Origin of the sequence: Desulfotomaculum copahuensis, assembly GCF_001655685.1 — a bacterium.
GTDB classification, from domain to species: Bacteria; Bacillota; Desulfotomaculia; order Desulfotomaculales; family Desulfovirgulaceae; genus Desulfotomaculum_G; species Desulfotomaculum_G copahuensis.
Genome location: NZ_LYVF01000118.1, coordinates 1 through 12,491 on the forward strand (window position 1 = coordinate 1; position 12,491 = coordinate 12,491).

Annotated in this window: 19 protein-coding genes; 6 read left to right on the plus strand and 13 right to left on the minus strand. The window is 61.6% G+C overall.

All coding sequences use genetic code 11. The features are described 5' to 3' along the window. Window positions 1–368: 368 nt before the first annotated feature. Both A6M21_RS07670 and A6M21_RS07675 read right to left on the minus strand, forming a co-directional pair. Window positions 369–797 (minus strand): PIN domain-containing protein, encoded by a 429-nt coding sequence (locus A6M21_RS07670; RefSeq protein ID WP_066667524.1) that lies wholly within the window; start codon window positions 795–797, stop codon window positions 369–371. Beyond that, window positions 781–1,050, minus strand: a complete 270-nt coding sequence (locus tag A6M21_RS07675; protein ID WP_242868801.1) for an AbrB/MazE/SpoVT family DNA-binding domain-containing protein — start codon at window positions 1,048–1,050, stop codon at window positions 781–783. The genes A6M21_RS07670 and A6M21_RS07675 overlap by 17 nt, the downstream gene beginning before the upstream one ends. A 279-nt stretch (window positions 1,051–1,329) precedes the next feature. On the opposite strand from A6M21_RS07675, the gene A6M21_RS07680 reads away from it, so the two are divergent. Continuing rightward, the gene (locus A6M21_RS07680) at window positions 1,330–2,037 is read left to right on the plus strand and encodes a PRC-barrel domain-containing protein (protein WP_066667525.1); all 708 of its coding nucleotides are present in this window, start codon (window positions 1,330–1,332) and stop codon (window positions 2,035–2,037) included. 170 nt (window positions 2,038–2,207) lie between these two features. Here A6M21_RS07680 and A6M21_RS07685 read toward each other — a convergent pair whose 3' ends face one another. From A6M21_RS07685 to spoVG, 3 genes are all read right to left on the minus strand, one after another. Then, on the minus strand, window positions 2,208–3,158 hold the full coding sequence (locus tag A6M21_RS07685; RefSeq protein WP_066667526.1) for a ribose-phosphate diphosphokinase: 951 nt from the start codon (window positions 3,156–3,158) through the stop codon (window positions 2,208–2,210). Between the two features lie 69 nt (window positions 3,159–3,227). Continuing rightward, entirely contained in the window at window positions 3,228–4,673 is a 1,446-nt protein-coding gene (gene glmU / locus A6M21_RS07690; RefSeq protein WP_066667527.1) for a bifunctional UDP-N-acetylglucosamine diphosphorylase/glucosamine-1-phosphate N-acetyltransferase GlmU, read from the minus strand. Between the two features lie 199 nt (window positions 4,674–4,872). Next, window positions 4,873–5,127, minus strand: coding sequence for a septation regulator SpoVG (gene spoVG / locus A6M21_RS07695; protein WP_066667528.1), 255 nt, complete (start codon window positions 5,125–5,127; stop codon window positions 4,873–4,875). Window positions 5,128–5,392: 265 nt separating this feature from the next. Between spoVG and A6M21_RS18745 the strand changes: the two genes are divergently transcribed. Then, window positions 5,393–5,557 carry a hypothetical protein gene (locus A6M21_RS18745; protein WP_161486031.1) on the plus strand — a complete coding sequence of 55 codons (165 nt, stop codon included), beginning with the start codon at window positions 5,393–5,395 and terminating at the stop codon, window positions 5,555–5,557. Window positions 5,558–5,566: 9 nt separating this feature from the next. Here the strand turns inward: A6M21_RS18745 and A6M21_RS07700 are convergent, their stop codons facing one another. The 3 genes from A6M21_RS07700 to ispE all read right to left on the minus strand — a co-directional run bounded on the left by A6M21_RS07700 (window position 5,567) and on the right by ispE (window position 7,926). After that, window positions 5,567–6,319 carry a nucleotidyltransferase family protein gene (locus A6M21_RS07700; RefSeq protein WP_066667529.1) on the minus strand — a complete coding sequence of 251 codons (753 nt, stop codon included), beginning with the start codon at window positions 6,317–6,319 and terminating at the stop codon, window positions 5,567–5,569. After that, window positions 6,319–6,942, minus strand: a complete 624-nt coding sequence (locus A6M21_RS07705) for a GntR family transcriptional regulator (protein WP_066667577.1) — start codon at window positions 6,940–6,942, stop codon at window positions 6,319–6,321. The genes A6M21_RS07700 and A6M21_RS07705 overlap by 1 nt, the downstream gene beginning before the upstream one ends. Before the next feature lie 117 nt (window positions 6,943–7,059). Beyond that, entirely contained in the window at window positions 7,060–7,926 is an 867-nt protein-coding gene (gene ispE, locus A6M21_RS07710) for a 4-(cytidine 5'-diphospho)-2-C-methyl-D-erythritol kinase (RefSeq protein WP_066667530.1), read from the minus strand. A gap of 193 nt (window positions 7,927–8,119) precedes the next feature. Here ispE and A6M21_RS07715 point away from each other — a divergent pair, with 193 nt between their 5' ends. Beyond that, window positions 8,120–8,662 (plus strand): L,D-transpeptidase family protein, encoded by a 543-nt coding sequence (locus A6M21_RS07715; protein WP_066667531.1) that lies wholly within the window; start codon window positions 8,120–8,122, stop codon window positions 8,660–8,662. A gap of 94 nt (window positions 8,663–8,756) precedes the next feature. Continuing rightward, a complete protein-coding gene (locus tag A6M21_RS07720; RefSeq protein WP_066667532.1) occupies window positions 8,757–9,470 on the plus strand; it encodes a ZIP family metal transporter in 714 nt (237 codons plus the stop codon). On the opposite strand, the gene A6M21_RS07725 is transcribed toward A6M21_RS07720, so the two are convergent. The 3 genes from A6M21_RS07725 to A6M21_RS07735 form a co-directional block, all read right to left on the minus strand. Next, window positions 9,459–9,905: a DMT family transporter gene (locus tag A6M21_RS07725; protein WP_066667533.1), complete on the minus strand. Its 447-nt coding sequence runs from the start codon at window positions 9,903–9,905 to the stop codon at window positions 9,459–9,461. The two genes, A6M21_RS07720 and A6M21_RS07725, sit on opposite strands and share 12 nt — an antisense overlap. 9 nt (window positions 9,906–9,914) lie before the next feature. Further along, window positions 9,915–10,136, minus strand: coding sequence for a heavy-metal-associated domain-containing protein (locus A6M21_RS07730; RefSeq protein ID WP_066667534.1), 222 nt, complete (start codon window positions 10,134–10,136; stop codon window positions 9,915–9,917). Between the two features lie 160 nt (window positions 10,137–10,296). After that, window positions 10,297–10,932 carry a hypothetical protein gene (locus A6M21_RS07735; protein WP_066667535.1) on the minus strand — a complete coding sequence of 212 codons (636 nt, stop codon included), beginning with the start codon at window positions 10,930–10,932 and terminating at the stop codon, window positions 10,297–10,299. A 144-nt stretch (window positions 10,933–11,076) separates the two neighbouring features. On the opposite strand from A6M21_RS07735, the gene A6M21_RS07740 reads away from it, so the two are divergent. Continuing rightward, a complete protein-coding gene (locus A6M21_RS07740) occupies window positions 11,077–11,265 on the plus strand; it encodes a hypothetical protein (RefSeq protein WP_066667536.1) in 189 nt (62 codons plus the stop codon). Between the two features lie 91 nt (window positions 11,266–11,356). Further along, a complete protein-coding gene (locus A6M21_RS07745; RefSeq protein WP_066667540.1) occupies window positions 11,357–11,650 on the plus strand; it encodes a hypothetical protein in 294 nt (97 codons plus the stop codon). 67 nt (window positions 11,651–11,717) lie between these two features. On the opposite strand, the gene A6M21_RS07750 is transcribed toward A6M21_RS07745, so the two are convergent. Then, entirely contained in the window at window positions 11,718–12,080 is a 363-nt protein-coding gene (locus tag A6M21_RS07750) for a hypothetical protein (protein ID WP_066667542.1), read from the minus strand. Window positions 12,081–12,093: 13 nt separating this feature from the next. Further along, entirely contained in the window at window positions 12,094–12,393 is a 300-nt protein-coding gene (locus A6M21_RS07755) for a YbaB/EbfC family nucleoid-associated protein (RefSeq protein WP_066667544.1), read from the minus strand. Between the last annotated feature and the right edge of the window lie 98 nt (window positions 12,394–12,491).

A 12,491-nucleotide genomic window follows, 5' to 3' on the forward strand; every position in this document is an offset into this window, starting at 1 on the left:
TAGAGCAGTCTGACAAGGCCCTTTTTTCAATATAGCCATTACAATGCCGGTCCACTTGGCCGTGCCAAGCGGTCTGGTGATCGTGTTTTTCTGATTCACCGCCTGGAAGCCAATCCGTTCCCGGAGGTGACGTTCACCGGCGGGGACTGGCTTCCCTGCACTGTCAGGCTGGCGCTGCCCTGTAATGTCAGGGTCCTGTTCGGCACGCTGTATGCGGCCGTCACCAGGGTGGTGCCCGCATTGTTGCCGGTCGCCGGGCCGGTGTTAGCACCGATGGAGGCGATGGAAGCGATTTTGATTTTTGCCCTTAAAATATAAAAACCGGGCTAATACCCGGATGATATACACATTGCCACAACTACCTACGATTATTTTCCAAAACTTTGCAGGAAAGCCCTGGGTGTCATTACCGTAAAACATTCTTGAATTTCTGATGTATGGAAATAATAATCGCCGGTTACAAGAACATCAGGCCGGGCGATAATTGCAGAAGCCAGAATTGGAATGTCTTTTGCGTCCCGAATATACGGCATGTCAATAGTTGTGAAATCGACTGGCGTTAATATTAACTCGAAATCAAACTGCCCCAAAAAATGATCCCACTCCGCCAACTTATTAGGAAAACGTTTTTCTAAAACCCGTGACACCTCGGTTAAAGAATAGCTAGATATAAGCAACCGGTGCTCTTTTGCGAGTAGCAAAAGAAGCTGCCTAGAAACTGATGCAGCTGAATGCATAGCCGAAACCAGTATGTTGGAATCAACAAAAACACGCAATCCATTACCTTTTCTGCTCATTCCACATTTCCTCGCGAACTTGCTCCAAATCATTTAAAAGTTCTTTTTCGGTAATGCCTTTCTCATGGACTTCTTCAGCCATTGAATCAAGAAACTTACGTAACGCGGCGATGCTGGATTTTGCAATCACGATGTTCCCATCTTTTTCAATAAAAGCAACCTTATCCCCTTCAGATAAACTTAATCGTTCTCGAACGGCTTTTGGAATAGTAACTTGCCCCTTTGATGTAACCCTTGAAATTTCCATGTCCATATAGAATACCCACCTTTCTTACATTCCTTATATTCCTTACTTGTAATTATATCATGACATTTTAAACAATGCAAGATTTTTCCGGCGAGCGAGTTAAGAAGGCCCTGTTGCCAAGGCCTTCTGGCGGCTAACAGTATCAGCAACCCGATGAACAGGGCTTTCGCCATTACGCCCAGGCCCTTGATTTTACTGGGTTTTTCATGAAACTAGCTGTTTTAGCATAAAAACCCTGTATAAGGCATATGCATTAGCATATCCGTCGAAAAGGGGGGGCGACGAATGCGTAAAAGCAAACAATTTGCCGGTATGCCGGTGATCAGCATGGAAGAAGGACAGCAAATCGGCACAGTCCGCGGACTGGTGGTCGACCCGGCGCAAAAAACGGTGGCCGCCCTGATCATAGAACAAAAAGGCTGGTTCAAAGAGCAGCGGTTCATCCCCTTCGCCCGCATCCACAGCGTGGGGGATAACGCGATCACCGTGGCGCACGGCAGCAGCGCGCAGCGGGCGGCCAAACTGCCGGATATCGTCCGCCTGACCAAAGAGCGGCTCAATGTCCTGGGCGCGCGCATAGTCACTGAAAACGGCACGGCTCTCGGCCAGGTGGACGAATATTACGTGGACCTGGAAAACGGGGACATCATCGGCCTGGAGTTCTCCGGCGGCTTTTTGAGCAGCGTCATGGAGGGCCACGCCTTCCTGGACAGCAATTTCATCCGCACCCTGGGCCGGGAAGTGATCATCTGCCAGAACGAGGCGCTGGAAAATATCGTGCGCATGGAAGGCGGCCTGCAGGAAACCATGCGCAAAATGCAAAAGTCCACCAGCCAGGCCTGGGGGAACACCCGTCAAAAAACCCGGTCACTGGGTGAGGCGATCAACCGGACCGTCGCCCGCACGCGCCGTGACCAGGACGATGCGGACGGGCGGCCGGAGCAGCCGCCGGTCAATGGCGAAGCGAGGGATGAACCCCCGCTGTCCCACTGAGCACGGCGGTAAGCCGGGCCGGCCGGTAAACACCCGGCGGCCGCCGGACCGGAATTTTTTGCGCAGCCGTCCCAAATCTCGCCGCCGGCCGTCCCGGCGCCCGGATTACCGGATCACCGTCCGTCGCCGCCTGATCAAAGCGGGCGGCGACGGACGGAACCGGTTAACGCCTATTTATTGTCGAAAAGCTTGCTCACCGAAAGATCCTCGTGAATCCGGATGATCGCCTCGCCGAGCAGGGGCGCCACCGAAAGCAGCTTCATCTTGTCGAACATCTTTTCCGGCGGCACGGGAATGGTGTTGGTCACCAGCACCTCTTTGACCGGCGCTTCCTGCAGGCGCTGCACCGCCGGACCGCTGAGCACCGGGTGGGTGCAGCAGACGTAAATCTCACTGGCCCCCCAGTTTTTCAGTGCTGCCGCCCCCTGGGCGATGGTGCCGGCCGTGTCGATAATGTCGTCAATCATAATCACCTGCCGGCCCTCGATATCGCCGATGATGTTCATGATCTCGGCCACGTTGGGCTCCGGCCGCCGTTTATCGATAATGGCGATCGGAGCGCCGATCCGCTCGGCCAGATCCCGCGCCCGGGTCACCCCGCCCAGATCGGGCGAGACCACCACCACATCCTTCAATTTCTGCTGAATAAAATACTGGGCCAGAATGGGCACCCCGGGCAGGTGATCCACCGGGATGTCAAAGAAGCCCTGAATCTGCCCGGCGTGCAGGTCCATGGTGATTACCCGCCGGGCGCCGCTGGCCGTAAGGAGGTTGGCCACCAGCTTGGCCGTAATGGGATCCCGCGCCCTGGTTTTGCGGTCCTGCCGGGCGTACCCGTAGTAGGGCAGCACGGCGGTGATCCGCCGGGCCGAAGCCCGCCTCACCGCATCCACCATGACCAGCAGTTCCATCAGGTGTTCGTTTACCGGCTGGCTGGTGGGCTGGACGATAAAAACATCGGCGCCGCGCACACTTTCGTTGATTTTTACCTGGATCTCCCCGTCCGAAAAACGGTTCACCTTGGCTGCGCCCACGCTGACACCGAGATACTGGGCAATTTCCCCGGCCAGCGCGGGGTTGGCGTTTCCGGTAAAAATCTTCAGTTCTTTACGGGATGACATCCTACTACCTCCATGGCCTAATTCAAAAATCCAGGGCACCATACCCGGGAGCACGGCCATCTCCCCCTTTTAAACCGCGCCGCCGCCCTCCGGCGGCGCCGCGCCCTCCGTCCGTCCCTCCGCTGCGCACCGGCCGGCGGCATGCCCCGGTTTTAATTTTTTACGCTCCGGCCAGTTTTCAATATTGCGTTGACGCCCCCGGGCCACGCCCAGCGCCTGCGGCGGCACGTCCCTGGTAATGGCGGACCCGGCGGCGGTAACCGCCCCGTCGCCCACATTCACCGGCGCCACCAGGCTGGTATTGCTGCCGATAAAGGCGCCGTCGCCGATGCGGGTGGGCCATTTGTTTTCCCCGTCGTAGTTGCAGGTGATGGTGCCGGCGCCGATATTGACCCGCCGCCCCACCGTGGCGTCGCCCACATAACTGAGGTGGGGCACCTTGCTGCCTTCGCCGAGCGCCGTTTTTTTCAGCTCCACAAAGTCGCCCACCTTGACCCCCCGCTCCAGGCGGCATCCCGGACGGATGTAGGCAAAGGGGCCGACCGTGCACTGATCGCTGAGCACGCTGTCGCAGACCACGGAGTGACTCACGCTCACCCCGTCGCCGGCGCGGACGTCCACCAGCTGCGAGCCGGGGCCGATCCGGCAGGCGCGGCCGATGACGCTGCGCCCGGTGATCAAGGTAAAGGGCAGGATCACCGTGTCGCGGCCCACGGCGACCCCGGCGTCGACAAATGTGCTCGCCGGGTCGATCACCGTCACCCCGTCGAGCATCAGCCCGTCCAGGATGCGCCGGCGCATGATCTTTTCCGCCTGCGCCAGCTGACGGCGGTCGTTGACGCCCCGGATCTCCGCCTCATCGGGCGCCGGGCAGGCCGCCACCGGCCGGCCGCTTTCGGCCAGGAAGCCGATCACATCCGTCAAATAGTATTCCCCCTGGGCGTTGGCCGGTTTCACCGCGGCCAGCGCTTCAAAAAGACCGTCCGCCGCGAAGCAGTACATGCCGGTATTGATTTCATCCACGGCCAGCTCGGCGGCCGTGGCGTCTTTTTGTTCCACGATGCGCCGCACCCGGCCGGTTTCGTCCCGAATGATCCGGCCGTAGCCGGCCGGGTCTTCCACCCGGGCGGTGAGCACCGTGGCCGCCGCTCCGGCGCTTTTGTGGGCGTCCGCCAGCAGCTTCAAGGTGGCGGCGGTGATCAAGGGGGTGTCGCCGCAAACCACCAGGATGTCGCCGTCAAAGCCGGCCAGCTGTTCCCGCGCCTGCAGCAGCGCGTGGGCGGTGCCCAGTTGTTCGGACTGGCGGGCCACCCGCGACCGCCCCCCGACCAGCGCGGCCACCTGCTCCCCCCCGAAACCGCTCACCGTGACTATTTCCTGCGCTCCGGCCTGCTGCAGGGCGCACAGGACATGCTCCACCATCGGCCGGCCGCAGACTTCATGCATCACCTTGGGCCGCTCCGATTTCATGCGCGTCCCCTTACCCGCCGCCAGAATCACGGCCGCCAGTGACATTTCGACGCCTCCTTAACGCAACGCCCGGTTTGATCGCGCATAGGGGCTGCCGCCGGCAGCCCCGCCCGTTGCAATGGGATCAGGTTGAACCTACAGACATATATATACTTGATTCAACAAAAACATCCTATTTCCTCTTCCCGGCGCTTTATTTCATTTTTCAAACAATTGGACGGGCGTACGACTCGCCCGTGCTATTTTAAACCACCTGCGCGTAGGCCTGAAGAACCGCGTTCTGAATCAGTTCCCGGGCGGAAGTGTTTATGGGGTGGGCGATGTCCCGGAACTCGCCGTCCGGAGTCTTGCGGCTGGGCATGGCGACGAACAAGCCGTTATGTCCCTCGACCACCTTAACATCGTGGATCACAAACATGTCATCAAGCGTCACCGAAACAACCGCCTTCATCTTACCCTCCGCAAGCACTTTGCGCACCCGCACATCGGTGATAACCAAAAAATCTCACTCCTTCCTGACCGTGTACCATGTTTTCCAGATCTTTCTGCATGGAACCCCCAAATTCCTGCAAATTTCCATTTTAACCGGAAAATATTCTTAACCTGTGCGCCGGGCCGGCGGGCGGGTCCGCCGTCAAGGCCGGAAAACATTTCTGGCGCCGTTGCGGCGAAGCGGAAGCTGCCGGCCATTATTTTCCGGCAGGACTTCCGCTTCGCCCATAGAAGTTTTCGTGAAGATATTGCATTGAGGAGGGACAACACAGATGCCTTTTCGCTCCCGGGGCGGGGAAATCAAAGTCAAGCTGGTGCTCCCCGCCGCCCGGCAAACCGGTCAAAAGTGCTGCGCCGCCGTAAACGTCAAACGCTGGCTGCGCCTGGCCCGGCGGCAGGCTTACAGTATCAGCCGCAAGGCGAACCCCGGCGTATGACAGGCATGGTCAGGCCGGGCGCAGCAGGCGGCTGATCAGGTCCAGATCATCCGGCTTATCCACATCGACGCCCACCTCCGGATACCAGCTGACCACCACCACGCCCCTGATCCCGAGCAGGGCGGAAACGCGGGACTCGGCATCGCGCAGGGAAACCCGGTGCATCAAAAAGCGGAACAGGAAAGGCAGGCCGACCAGACGGCACAACTGCAGGGGTTTTTTCCGGGCGTCTACCAGCCGCTGGGCCACCGGCAGGCAGCCGGAAACAACCGCCGGGTTGAGTAAAAATATGTTGCCGCCGGTAAAAACCCCTTCCTGGAGGTTTACATAGGTGCGCCGCATATTTTGAAAGCGGCTCTCCACCGCTTCCCTGGGCACCACGGGGTAATACAGGTCGGCTGACTGGTCCCGGCACTGGGCCAGGAAATCTTCAACCGCCTGCGGAGTGAGCAGGGGAATATCGGAACTGACCAACAGCACCCGGCCGGTGCCGGGCAGCAGCCGCAGGCCCCTCTGCACATTTTCGAGCAGGCTTTTCCCCGGCCGCGCCACCAGCACATTCTCCGGCAGCCGGCCGGCCAGTTCCGCCTCCGGACCGACCACGGCCACCCGGTCTATCCCCCGCGCCTGCAGCAGGGCGTCCACCACATACTCCACCATGGGACGCGTACCAATGGAGATCAGCGCCTCATACGGCGCCGGGCTGCAGTCCTTGAGCGGTCCGTCATTGGCACTGCCGGCCAGAACCAGCGCGTCGACCATCAGCTTTTTGCCTCCTGAATCACATTAAGCAGGCTCTGCTCGGCATTTTCGATATGCTCCCGGGCCAGCGTCTGGGCCAGTTCCACATTCCGGTCGCTGATCGCGTCGACAATCTTGGTGTGCTCTTCGATGGCCGTCTTGGTGCGCCCCGGCTGCGCCAGGGAGGTGGTCCGGAAACGCTGGATCTGATCCGAGAGATTGGCGATGATCTGGGTCAGCCGTTCATTGCGGCTGGCCTGGTAAATCAGGGCGTGAAAACTGGTGTCCGTTTCCACCACGGCCTTCAAATCGTGCTTGCTGACCTCGTAAATCCTGACCAGCGCCCGTTCCAGCTCTTCCAGTTCCTCGCCGGTGATGCGCTCCGCGGCCAGGCCGGCGGCCAGCCCTTCCAGCGCCGCCCGCACTTCAAACACGTCCACGATGTCTTTGACCGAAATGCCGGCCACGTAGGCCCCTTTGCGGGGCACCATGACCACAAACCCCTCCAGTTCCAGCTTGCGGATCGCTTCCCGCACCGGGGTGCGGCTGACGCCCATTTCCTCGGCCAGCTGGATCTCCATCAGACGTTCCCCGGGTTTCAGGCGGCCCTGGATGATCGCCTCCCGCAGCGTCTCAAACACCATTTCACGCAAGGGCTTATAATTATCCAATGTGATTGGAATCAGTCTGGATTCTTCTAAAGCGGCCACCCCCCTTGAAATCTACTTCTATTTTACCCATTCCAGCCAGATACTGCAAGATTACATTGCCGGGCAATTCCCGGCCAGCCGGGTGACCAGGATTTTTCCCGGCACGTCCGTCAGGCGCGCGGCCACCCGCCCGGCCTCCCGCTCATCCCGGCACAGGCCGAATACGGCCGGCCCGCTGCCGCTCATCAGCGCGTTCATCGCGCCGGCGCGCAGCAGCGCCCGGCGGATATCATTGATCACCGGATGCAAAGAGGCGGTCACCGGCTCCAGCACGTTGCCCAGACAGCGGGCCACCGCGGCCGGATCCCGCTGTTCTATAGCCGCGAGCATGGCCGCCGTATCCGGCCCCGGACCGGCGGGCCGCTGATCGTAGGCCGCGTACACGCGGGCGGTGGATACGCCGAAGGGAGGCTTGGCCAGCACCACACCCATCGCCGGCAGGGCGGGCAGGGGGGTGAGCAGTTCGCCCTTCCCGCGGGCCAGGGCGGTGCCGCCGCGCAGGCAGAAGGGCACATCGGCGCCCAGCACGGCGGCCAGGCTGCAGAGGACGGCGGGCGGCAGTCCCAGGTTCCAGAAACGGTTCAGGCCGGCCAGGGCGGCGGCGGCGTCGGCCGAACCGCCGCCCAGGCCGGCGGCGACCGGGATGCGCTTGGCCAGGGATATGCGCACCCCCCGCCGGCAGCGCGTATTTTCCCGCAGTAAAAGGGCCGCCCGGTAAACCAGGTTTTCCGGCCCGGCCGGCACCTCGCCGCTGTCGCACTCCAGGCTGATCGCGCCGTCCGCCGCGGCCGAAAATACCAGCCGGTCGTGCAGGGCGATGGACTGCATCACCGTTTCCAGTTCGTGATAGCCGTCGGCGCGCCGGCCTTTGATGTCCAGGGACAGATTGATTTTGGCATGCGCCGCCAATTCCAGCAAGGGCACTCTCCTTTCAACGGACCGGCGCCGGCCCGGTTTGGTGCGGCGCCTGGGCGGCGGTCCGTCCGGGCGCCACCTGTCTTAATTGGCCGGCGGAAGGCCGGAATCCTGCGCACCGGGTAAAAACTTCCTTCATAATATGTACGGGTCGCAAAATATGTACTATTAAAAGCATCTCAAAGGAGTGAGCAGGATGTCCGACGAACCGCGTTTGCTGGAGGCTGGCACCCACCTGGTGGTGGATACCGCCTGGCGCCGCCTGCAGCACTACCAGGGCGACAGTCTGGCCGCCACCTACCCAGTGGCCGTGGGCAAGCCGTCCACGCCGACCCCTTTGGGGCATTACCAGGTGATTTATAAAATGCTCAATCCGGGCGGCGTGCTGGGCACCCGCTGGCTCGGGCTGAACATACCGAACGGGAATTACGGCATTCACGGCACCAACAGTCCCGCCCTGATCGGCCAGGCGGTTTCCAACGGATGCATCCGCATGCATAACCATCATGTGGAAGAGCTGTTTCCCCGGGTGGATCCGGGCACACCGGTGCTGATCGTGGCCGGCGGCACCGTCCAGGTGAACACGGAAGGGAGCGGGAGCTACACGGTGGTGGCCGGTGACACCCTCTGGCTGATCGCCCGGCGGTTCAACGTCCCCCTGTCCGCGCTCGTCAACGCCAACCACTTGGCCGATCCGGACAACCTCCAGCCGGGACAGGTGCTGATCATTCCGCGCTGACATTAATATTCGCGCCGGGCATTTTACTGTGCTACCCGGCCGCCTCGCCTAATAACATTTAACAGTACTGACTGTTATTGGCAGGTGAGGCGTCTTGGGCACAGTCGTCCTGCTGGCCCTGCTCGCCGGTCTGGGCACGCTGGCCGGCGCGGTGCTGGTCTTACTATGCGGCCGTCCGGGCAGGCGGCTGTTCGCCCTGTTTCTGGGCCTGGCGGCCGGGGTGATGATTGCCGTGGTGCTGGTGGATCTGCTGCCGGCGGCCTGGCGCCAGGGGAACCCCGGCCAGGTGCTGCTCGGGTTTTCAGGCGGCGTTTTGATTATGAGCGCCCTGGATATGGCCGGCGCTGTAAAAGCGGATGAGCTGCGCCACCGCTACCTGAAAATAGGCTACCTGATCGCCGCCGGCATCGCCCTGCACGATCTGCCGGAAGGGCTGGCCATCGCCGCCGGTTTTGAGGGTCCGGCCCGCCTGGGACCGCTGCTGGTGGCGGCCATCGCCCTGCACAATATTCCCGAGGGCATGGCCACCGCCGCGCCCCTGGCGGCGGGCGGCATGCGCCCGGCCGGGGTGCTGGCCGTGAACGCCCTGGTCAGCCTGCTCACCCCCCTGGGCTGCTGGCTGGGCCTGCTCTTCCTGCACGCCGGCGCCGCCTCGCTGTCCCTGCTGCTGGCCATGGCGGCCGGGGCGATGGTCTATATCATCGCCGTCAAACTGCTGCCGGAATCGCACCTGCTGCACCGGCGCACGGCCCGCGCCGGGCTGTTCGCCGGCCTGGTGCTGATGATTGCATTGAATTTACTTCTTTAACAGGAACCAGGCCCCCCCGGCCATCAGCAGCGTGCCGAGCAGGCGCAGCCAATTGAAAGGGAGCTTCTCCATGCCGAACAGCCCCAGGTGGTCGATCAGGCTGGCGGTGAACACCTGGCCCAAAATAATGGCCGTGGTGGCCGGGGCCACGCCCACTTTGGGAATGCTGCGCACCACCGCGTAAATGATCAGCACCCCGAGCACCCCGCCCAGGTAGGTATACCAGGGCGCCTGGGCGTATCGGGCGAGCTGGCCGTCCCCCAGGCGGCAGCCGAACAGCAGCAGCGCCGCCAACACCAGGCCGACCAGATGGACGATAAAAGTGGTTTCCAGCAGGCCGATTACTTTGCCCAGGGCCGCGTCCAAAGAACCCTGCACGGCCATGGTCACTCCGGACAGGGCGGCAATCAAAAGCGCGAGCAGACGGACGCTCATTGCCGCCCCCTAACGCACGTAGGGCGAATACCCCAGGGAGTCGAGCGTGCGCGCCAGGTATTCCCGGTCCGTCACCGCCGGGTCGTAGCGCACCTGTACACTGCCCTCCGGCAGGGACACCCGCACTTCCTCCACCCCGTCGAGCTGGATCAAATTGTGTTCGATTTCCCGTCCGTTCAGTTCGTCCCGCAGACCGCCCACTTTGAAAACATGCTCCTTTGCGTCACCCATGCTTAAATCCCCTTTCCGGCCGGTTTACCCGCCTTTTCCGCCACCAACCGGCGGACGGGCGCTTCCTTCGCCCGGCGGCCGTCCGCTTTCCATGCTTAATCTTCTTCAGCGGTGAAAAAAATATGTGCGGCCGCTTCTTTGCGCCGGCCGCACATATTTTTCAGGCCCGTTTTCCCCTTTCCAAATTATGCCCCCATTTGAGCACCTGTCCGGCCCCGGGGTGACGCTGCGCTTCACCCGCTCCGCCGCCGGCCGCCCCGGGCACGGCGGCGGTTTTGATCTCCCGCACCCGTCCGGACGGTTCCGGCTGGGTGCGCCGGACGGCGGGCGCCGGCTCCCGGAGGCCGCCGTCCGCCGGCGGGGAGCGCCGGGACTGGCCCTGGCTGTTCATCATACTGCTCAAGAGATTCATCATGCCGGCCATGTCCGGGCCCTGGCCGGAACCCTGACCGGAACCCTGACCCATACCGCTCATCATGCTCATCAGGTTCATCAGCATGGCCGGATTGAAGGGCGGCGTCCCCGATCCGGCGCCCCCGCCCGGCGCTCCTTTGGCCAGCATGTTCAGCAGGCTGCTCATCATGGGATTCAAAGCCGGACCGGGGACGCCGGACCCGGCCTGAGCGGCCGGCGGCGCCGGCGTCTGCTTGTTCATCACGCTGACCATACCCAGCAGGTTCAACAAACCGAGCATCAGCATGGTGTCCACCTGGTCCGCGCCCTGTTTGGACTGGTAATCGAGCAGTTGAAACAGCACCTGCTCGAGGTGCCCTCCGGCATCGGCCGCATCCGCCATCTGAAAGCCCCCTTCCCTATGATTACTATATATTCCGCCCGGGGTGAAAAGTTGCCGTAAAGCGAACGCCGGAATGTCACCGGGACGGGAAAACAGACGTAATATAATCCAGGAGAAACACCATTCAGGAAAGGAGGAACCGGAATGGAAAACCAAAACACGGGATCGAACAGCCTGTATTTCCTGCCGCTGCTTCTGCTGGCCACCAAACCGGATGTTGAATACAAGCTGGCCCACATGAGCGCCGTACTCAAGGCGCTGCAGGAAACGGCGCAGGTCTTCCGCGCCGGCCTGCAGAACTTTCAGGCCGGCACGGCCCGGCCCCCCAAATAATGCCGCGCTGTTTTATATTTCCGCCGGGGGCGGAATTTACCTGCCATGCATATGATATCAAGTGAACAGTTATGACAAAGGAGGTTCACTGATGCCAGAACAGCAAGCCGGCGGCTTCAACCCACTGTTCGTGCCCGTGTTGATGCTTTTATCGGCCCGGCCGGACATGGAAAGCAAAGTCGGAAACCTGGCCGCGATGCTGGAAGCGATGCAAAACACACTGCAAACCCTGAACCAGGGCATGCAGAACTTTCATGCCACTTTGACCCGGTACTCCTATCCGCAGGGCAGCCCTTCCTCCCCGGTGGTCCTGCCCGGCCAGACCCCGGCGCCGGAGGAAAAGAGCTTTCCCTCCATCGTTTTGCCCGAGCCGCCCAAGGAATGAGCGCCGTGCGGCGCACCGGGAAGGCCGCCCCAGGGGGCGGCCTTCCCGGCTTTGCTGCTCTTCCGGGCTATTTTCTTCCGTTTTCCCCGGCCCCGCCGCCGGACGCGTTTTCCGTTCCGGCGGATGTTTCTTTATTGCGCGCACCACCCGGCGGTCCCAGCAGGCTGCCCAGCAGGCCGGCCAGATTCGGCGGCACGGCGGGAGCGGCGCTCCGCCCCCCGCCGGACGGGGCGGCGGCGTCCGGCCCGACCGGCGGTGCGGACATCACGTCCACGCCCAGACGGTGGCCGATCAGGTTGACCAGGCCCATCAGATTCACCATACTGACCAGCAGCAGCAGGTTGCCCGGTTCCATCTGCTGTCCCGCGCCCGTATTCAACAAATGAAACAACGTTCCCTCCAGGGAGCCGGATTCACTGTTTCCGGACATGTCACCATCTCCCTTAAAACAATCCCGGCACGTGGGGCAGGGTGATGCCCGTTTTGCGGGTCACTTCATCCCTGAGCAGGCGGCGTGATTCCAGCACACCCTCGTTAAAAGCCTCCTTGATTACCGCCGCCAGTTCCCCCTTGTTCCAGAGCGCCGCCGCACCGCGGCCGAAACTGATTTCCTGCACCTGCTGCAGGCCGTTTAAAACCAGTTCCACCGCACTGTCCGCTTTGACCACCCGGACTTTGATTTTTATGGCGTCCACCTGCAGCTCTTCCAACTGCTGCCCCAGCTTGCCCATGCTTATGAACATTGAGTCCCCTCCAGTGCAGGGCTGGCCTGATCAAAAAGAAAAGCTGTTCCGTGAACAGCCCTTATTTCAACCGGCTTTGAGCAAGCCGCCGGCCGGCC

What these genes read in the sequence shown, in the direction of transcription:
- A6M21_RS07670 (WP_066667524.1), bottom strand. Translation starts at nt 797, where the DNA reads ATGAGCAGAAAAGGTAATGGATTGCGTGTTTTTGTTGATTCCAACATA.
- A6M21_RS07675 (WP_242868801.1), bottom strand. Translation starts at nt 1,050, where the DNA reads ATGGACATGGAAATTTCAAGGGTTACATCAAAGGGGCAAGTTACTATT.
- A6M21_RS07680 (WP_066667525.1), top strand. Translation starts at nt 1,330, where the DNA reads ATGCGTAAAAGCAAACAATTTGCCGGTATGCCGGTGATCAGCATGGAA.
- A6M21_RS07685 (WP_066667526.1), bottom strand. Translation starts at nt 3,158, where the DNA reads ATGTCATCCCGTAAAGAACTGAAGATTTTTACCGGAAACGCCAACCCC.
- glmU (WP_066667527.1), bottom strand. Translation starts at nt 4,673, where the DNA reads ATGTCACTGGCGGCCGTGATTCTGGCGGCGGGTAAGGGGACGCGCATG.
- A6M21_RS18745 (WP_161486031.1), top strand. Translation starts at nt 5,393, where the DNA reads ATGCCTTTTCGCTCCCGGGGCGGGGAAATCAAAGTCAAGCTGGTGCTC.
- A6M21_RS07700 (WP_066667529.1), bottom strand. Translation starts at nt 6,319, where the DNA reads ATGGTCGACGCGCTGGTTCTGGCCGGCAGTGCCAATGACGGACCGCTC.
- A6M21_RS07705 (WP_066667577.1), bottom strand. Translation starts at nt 6,942, where the DNA reads ATGGTGTTTGAGACGCTGCGGGAGGCGATCATCCAGGGCCGCCTGAAA.
- A6M21_RS07715 (WP_066667531.1), top strand. Translation starts at nt 8,120, where the DNA reads ATGTCCGACGAACCGCGTTTGCTGGAGGCTGGCACCCACCTGGTGGTG.
- A6M21_RS07725 (WP_066667533.1), bottom strand. Translation starts at nt 9,905, where the DNA reads ATGAGCGTCCGTCTGCTCGCGCTTTTGATTGCCGCCCTGTCCGGAGTG.
- A6M21_RS07730 (WP_066667534.1), bottom strand. Translation starts at nt 10,136, where the DNA reads ATGGGTGACGCAAAGGAGCATGTTTTCAAAGTGGGCGGTCTGCGGGAC.
- A6M21_RS07735 (WP_066667535.1), bottom strand. Translation starts at nt 10,932, where the DNA reads ATGGCGGATGCGGCCGATGCCGGAGGGCACCTCGAGCAGGTGCTGTTT.
- A6M21_RS07740 (WP_066667536.1), top strand. Translation starts at nt 11,077, where the DNA reads ATGGAAAACCAAAACACGGGATCGAACAGCCTGTATTTCCTGCCGCTG.
- A6M21_RS07745 (WP_066667540.1), top strand. Translation starts at nt 11,357, where the DNA reads ATGCCAGAACAGCAAGCCGGCGGCTTCAACCCACTGTTCGTGCCCGTG.
- A6M21_RS07750 (WP_066667542.1), bottom strand. Translation starts at nt 12,080, where the DNA reads ATGTCCGGAAACAGTGAATCCGGCTCCCTGGAGGGAACGTTGTTTCAT.
- A6M21_RS07755 (WP_066667544.1), bottom strand. Translation starts at nt 12,393, where the DNA reads ATGTTCATAAGCATGGGCAAGCTGGGGCAGCAGTTGGAAGAGCTGCAG.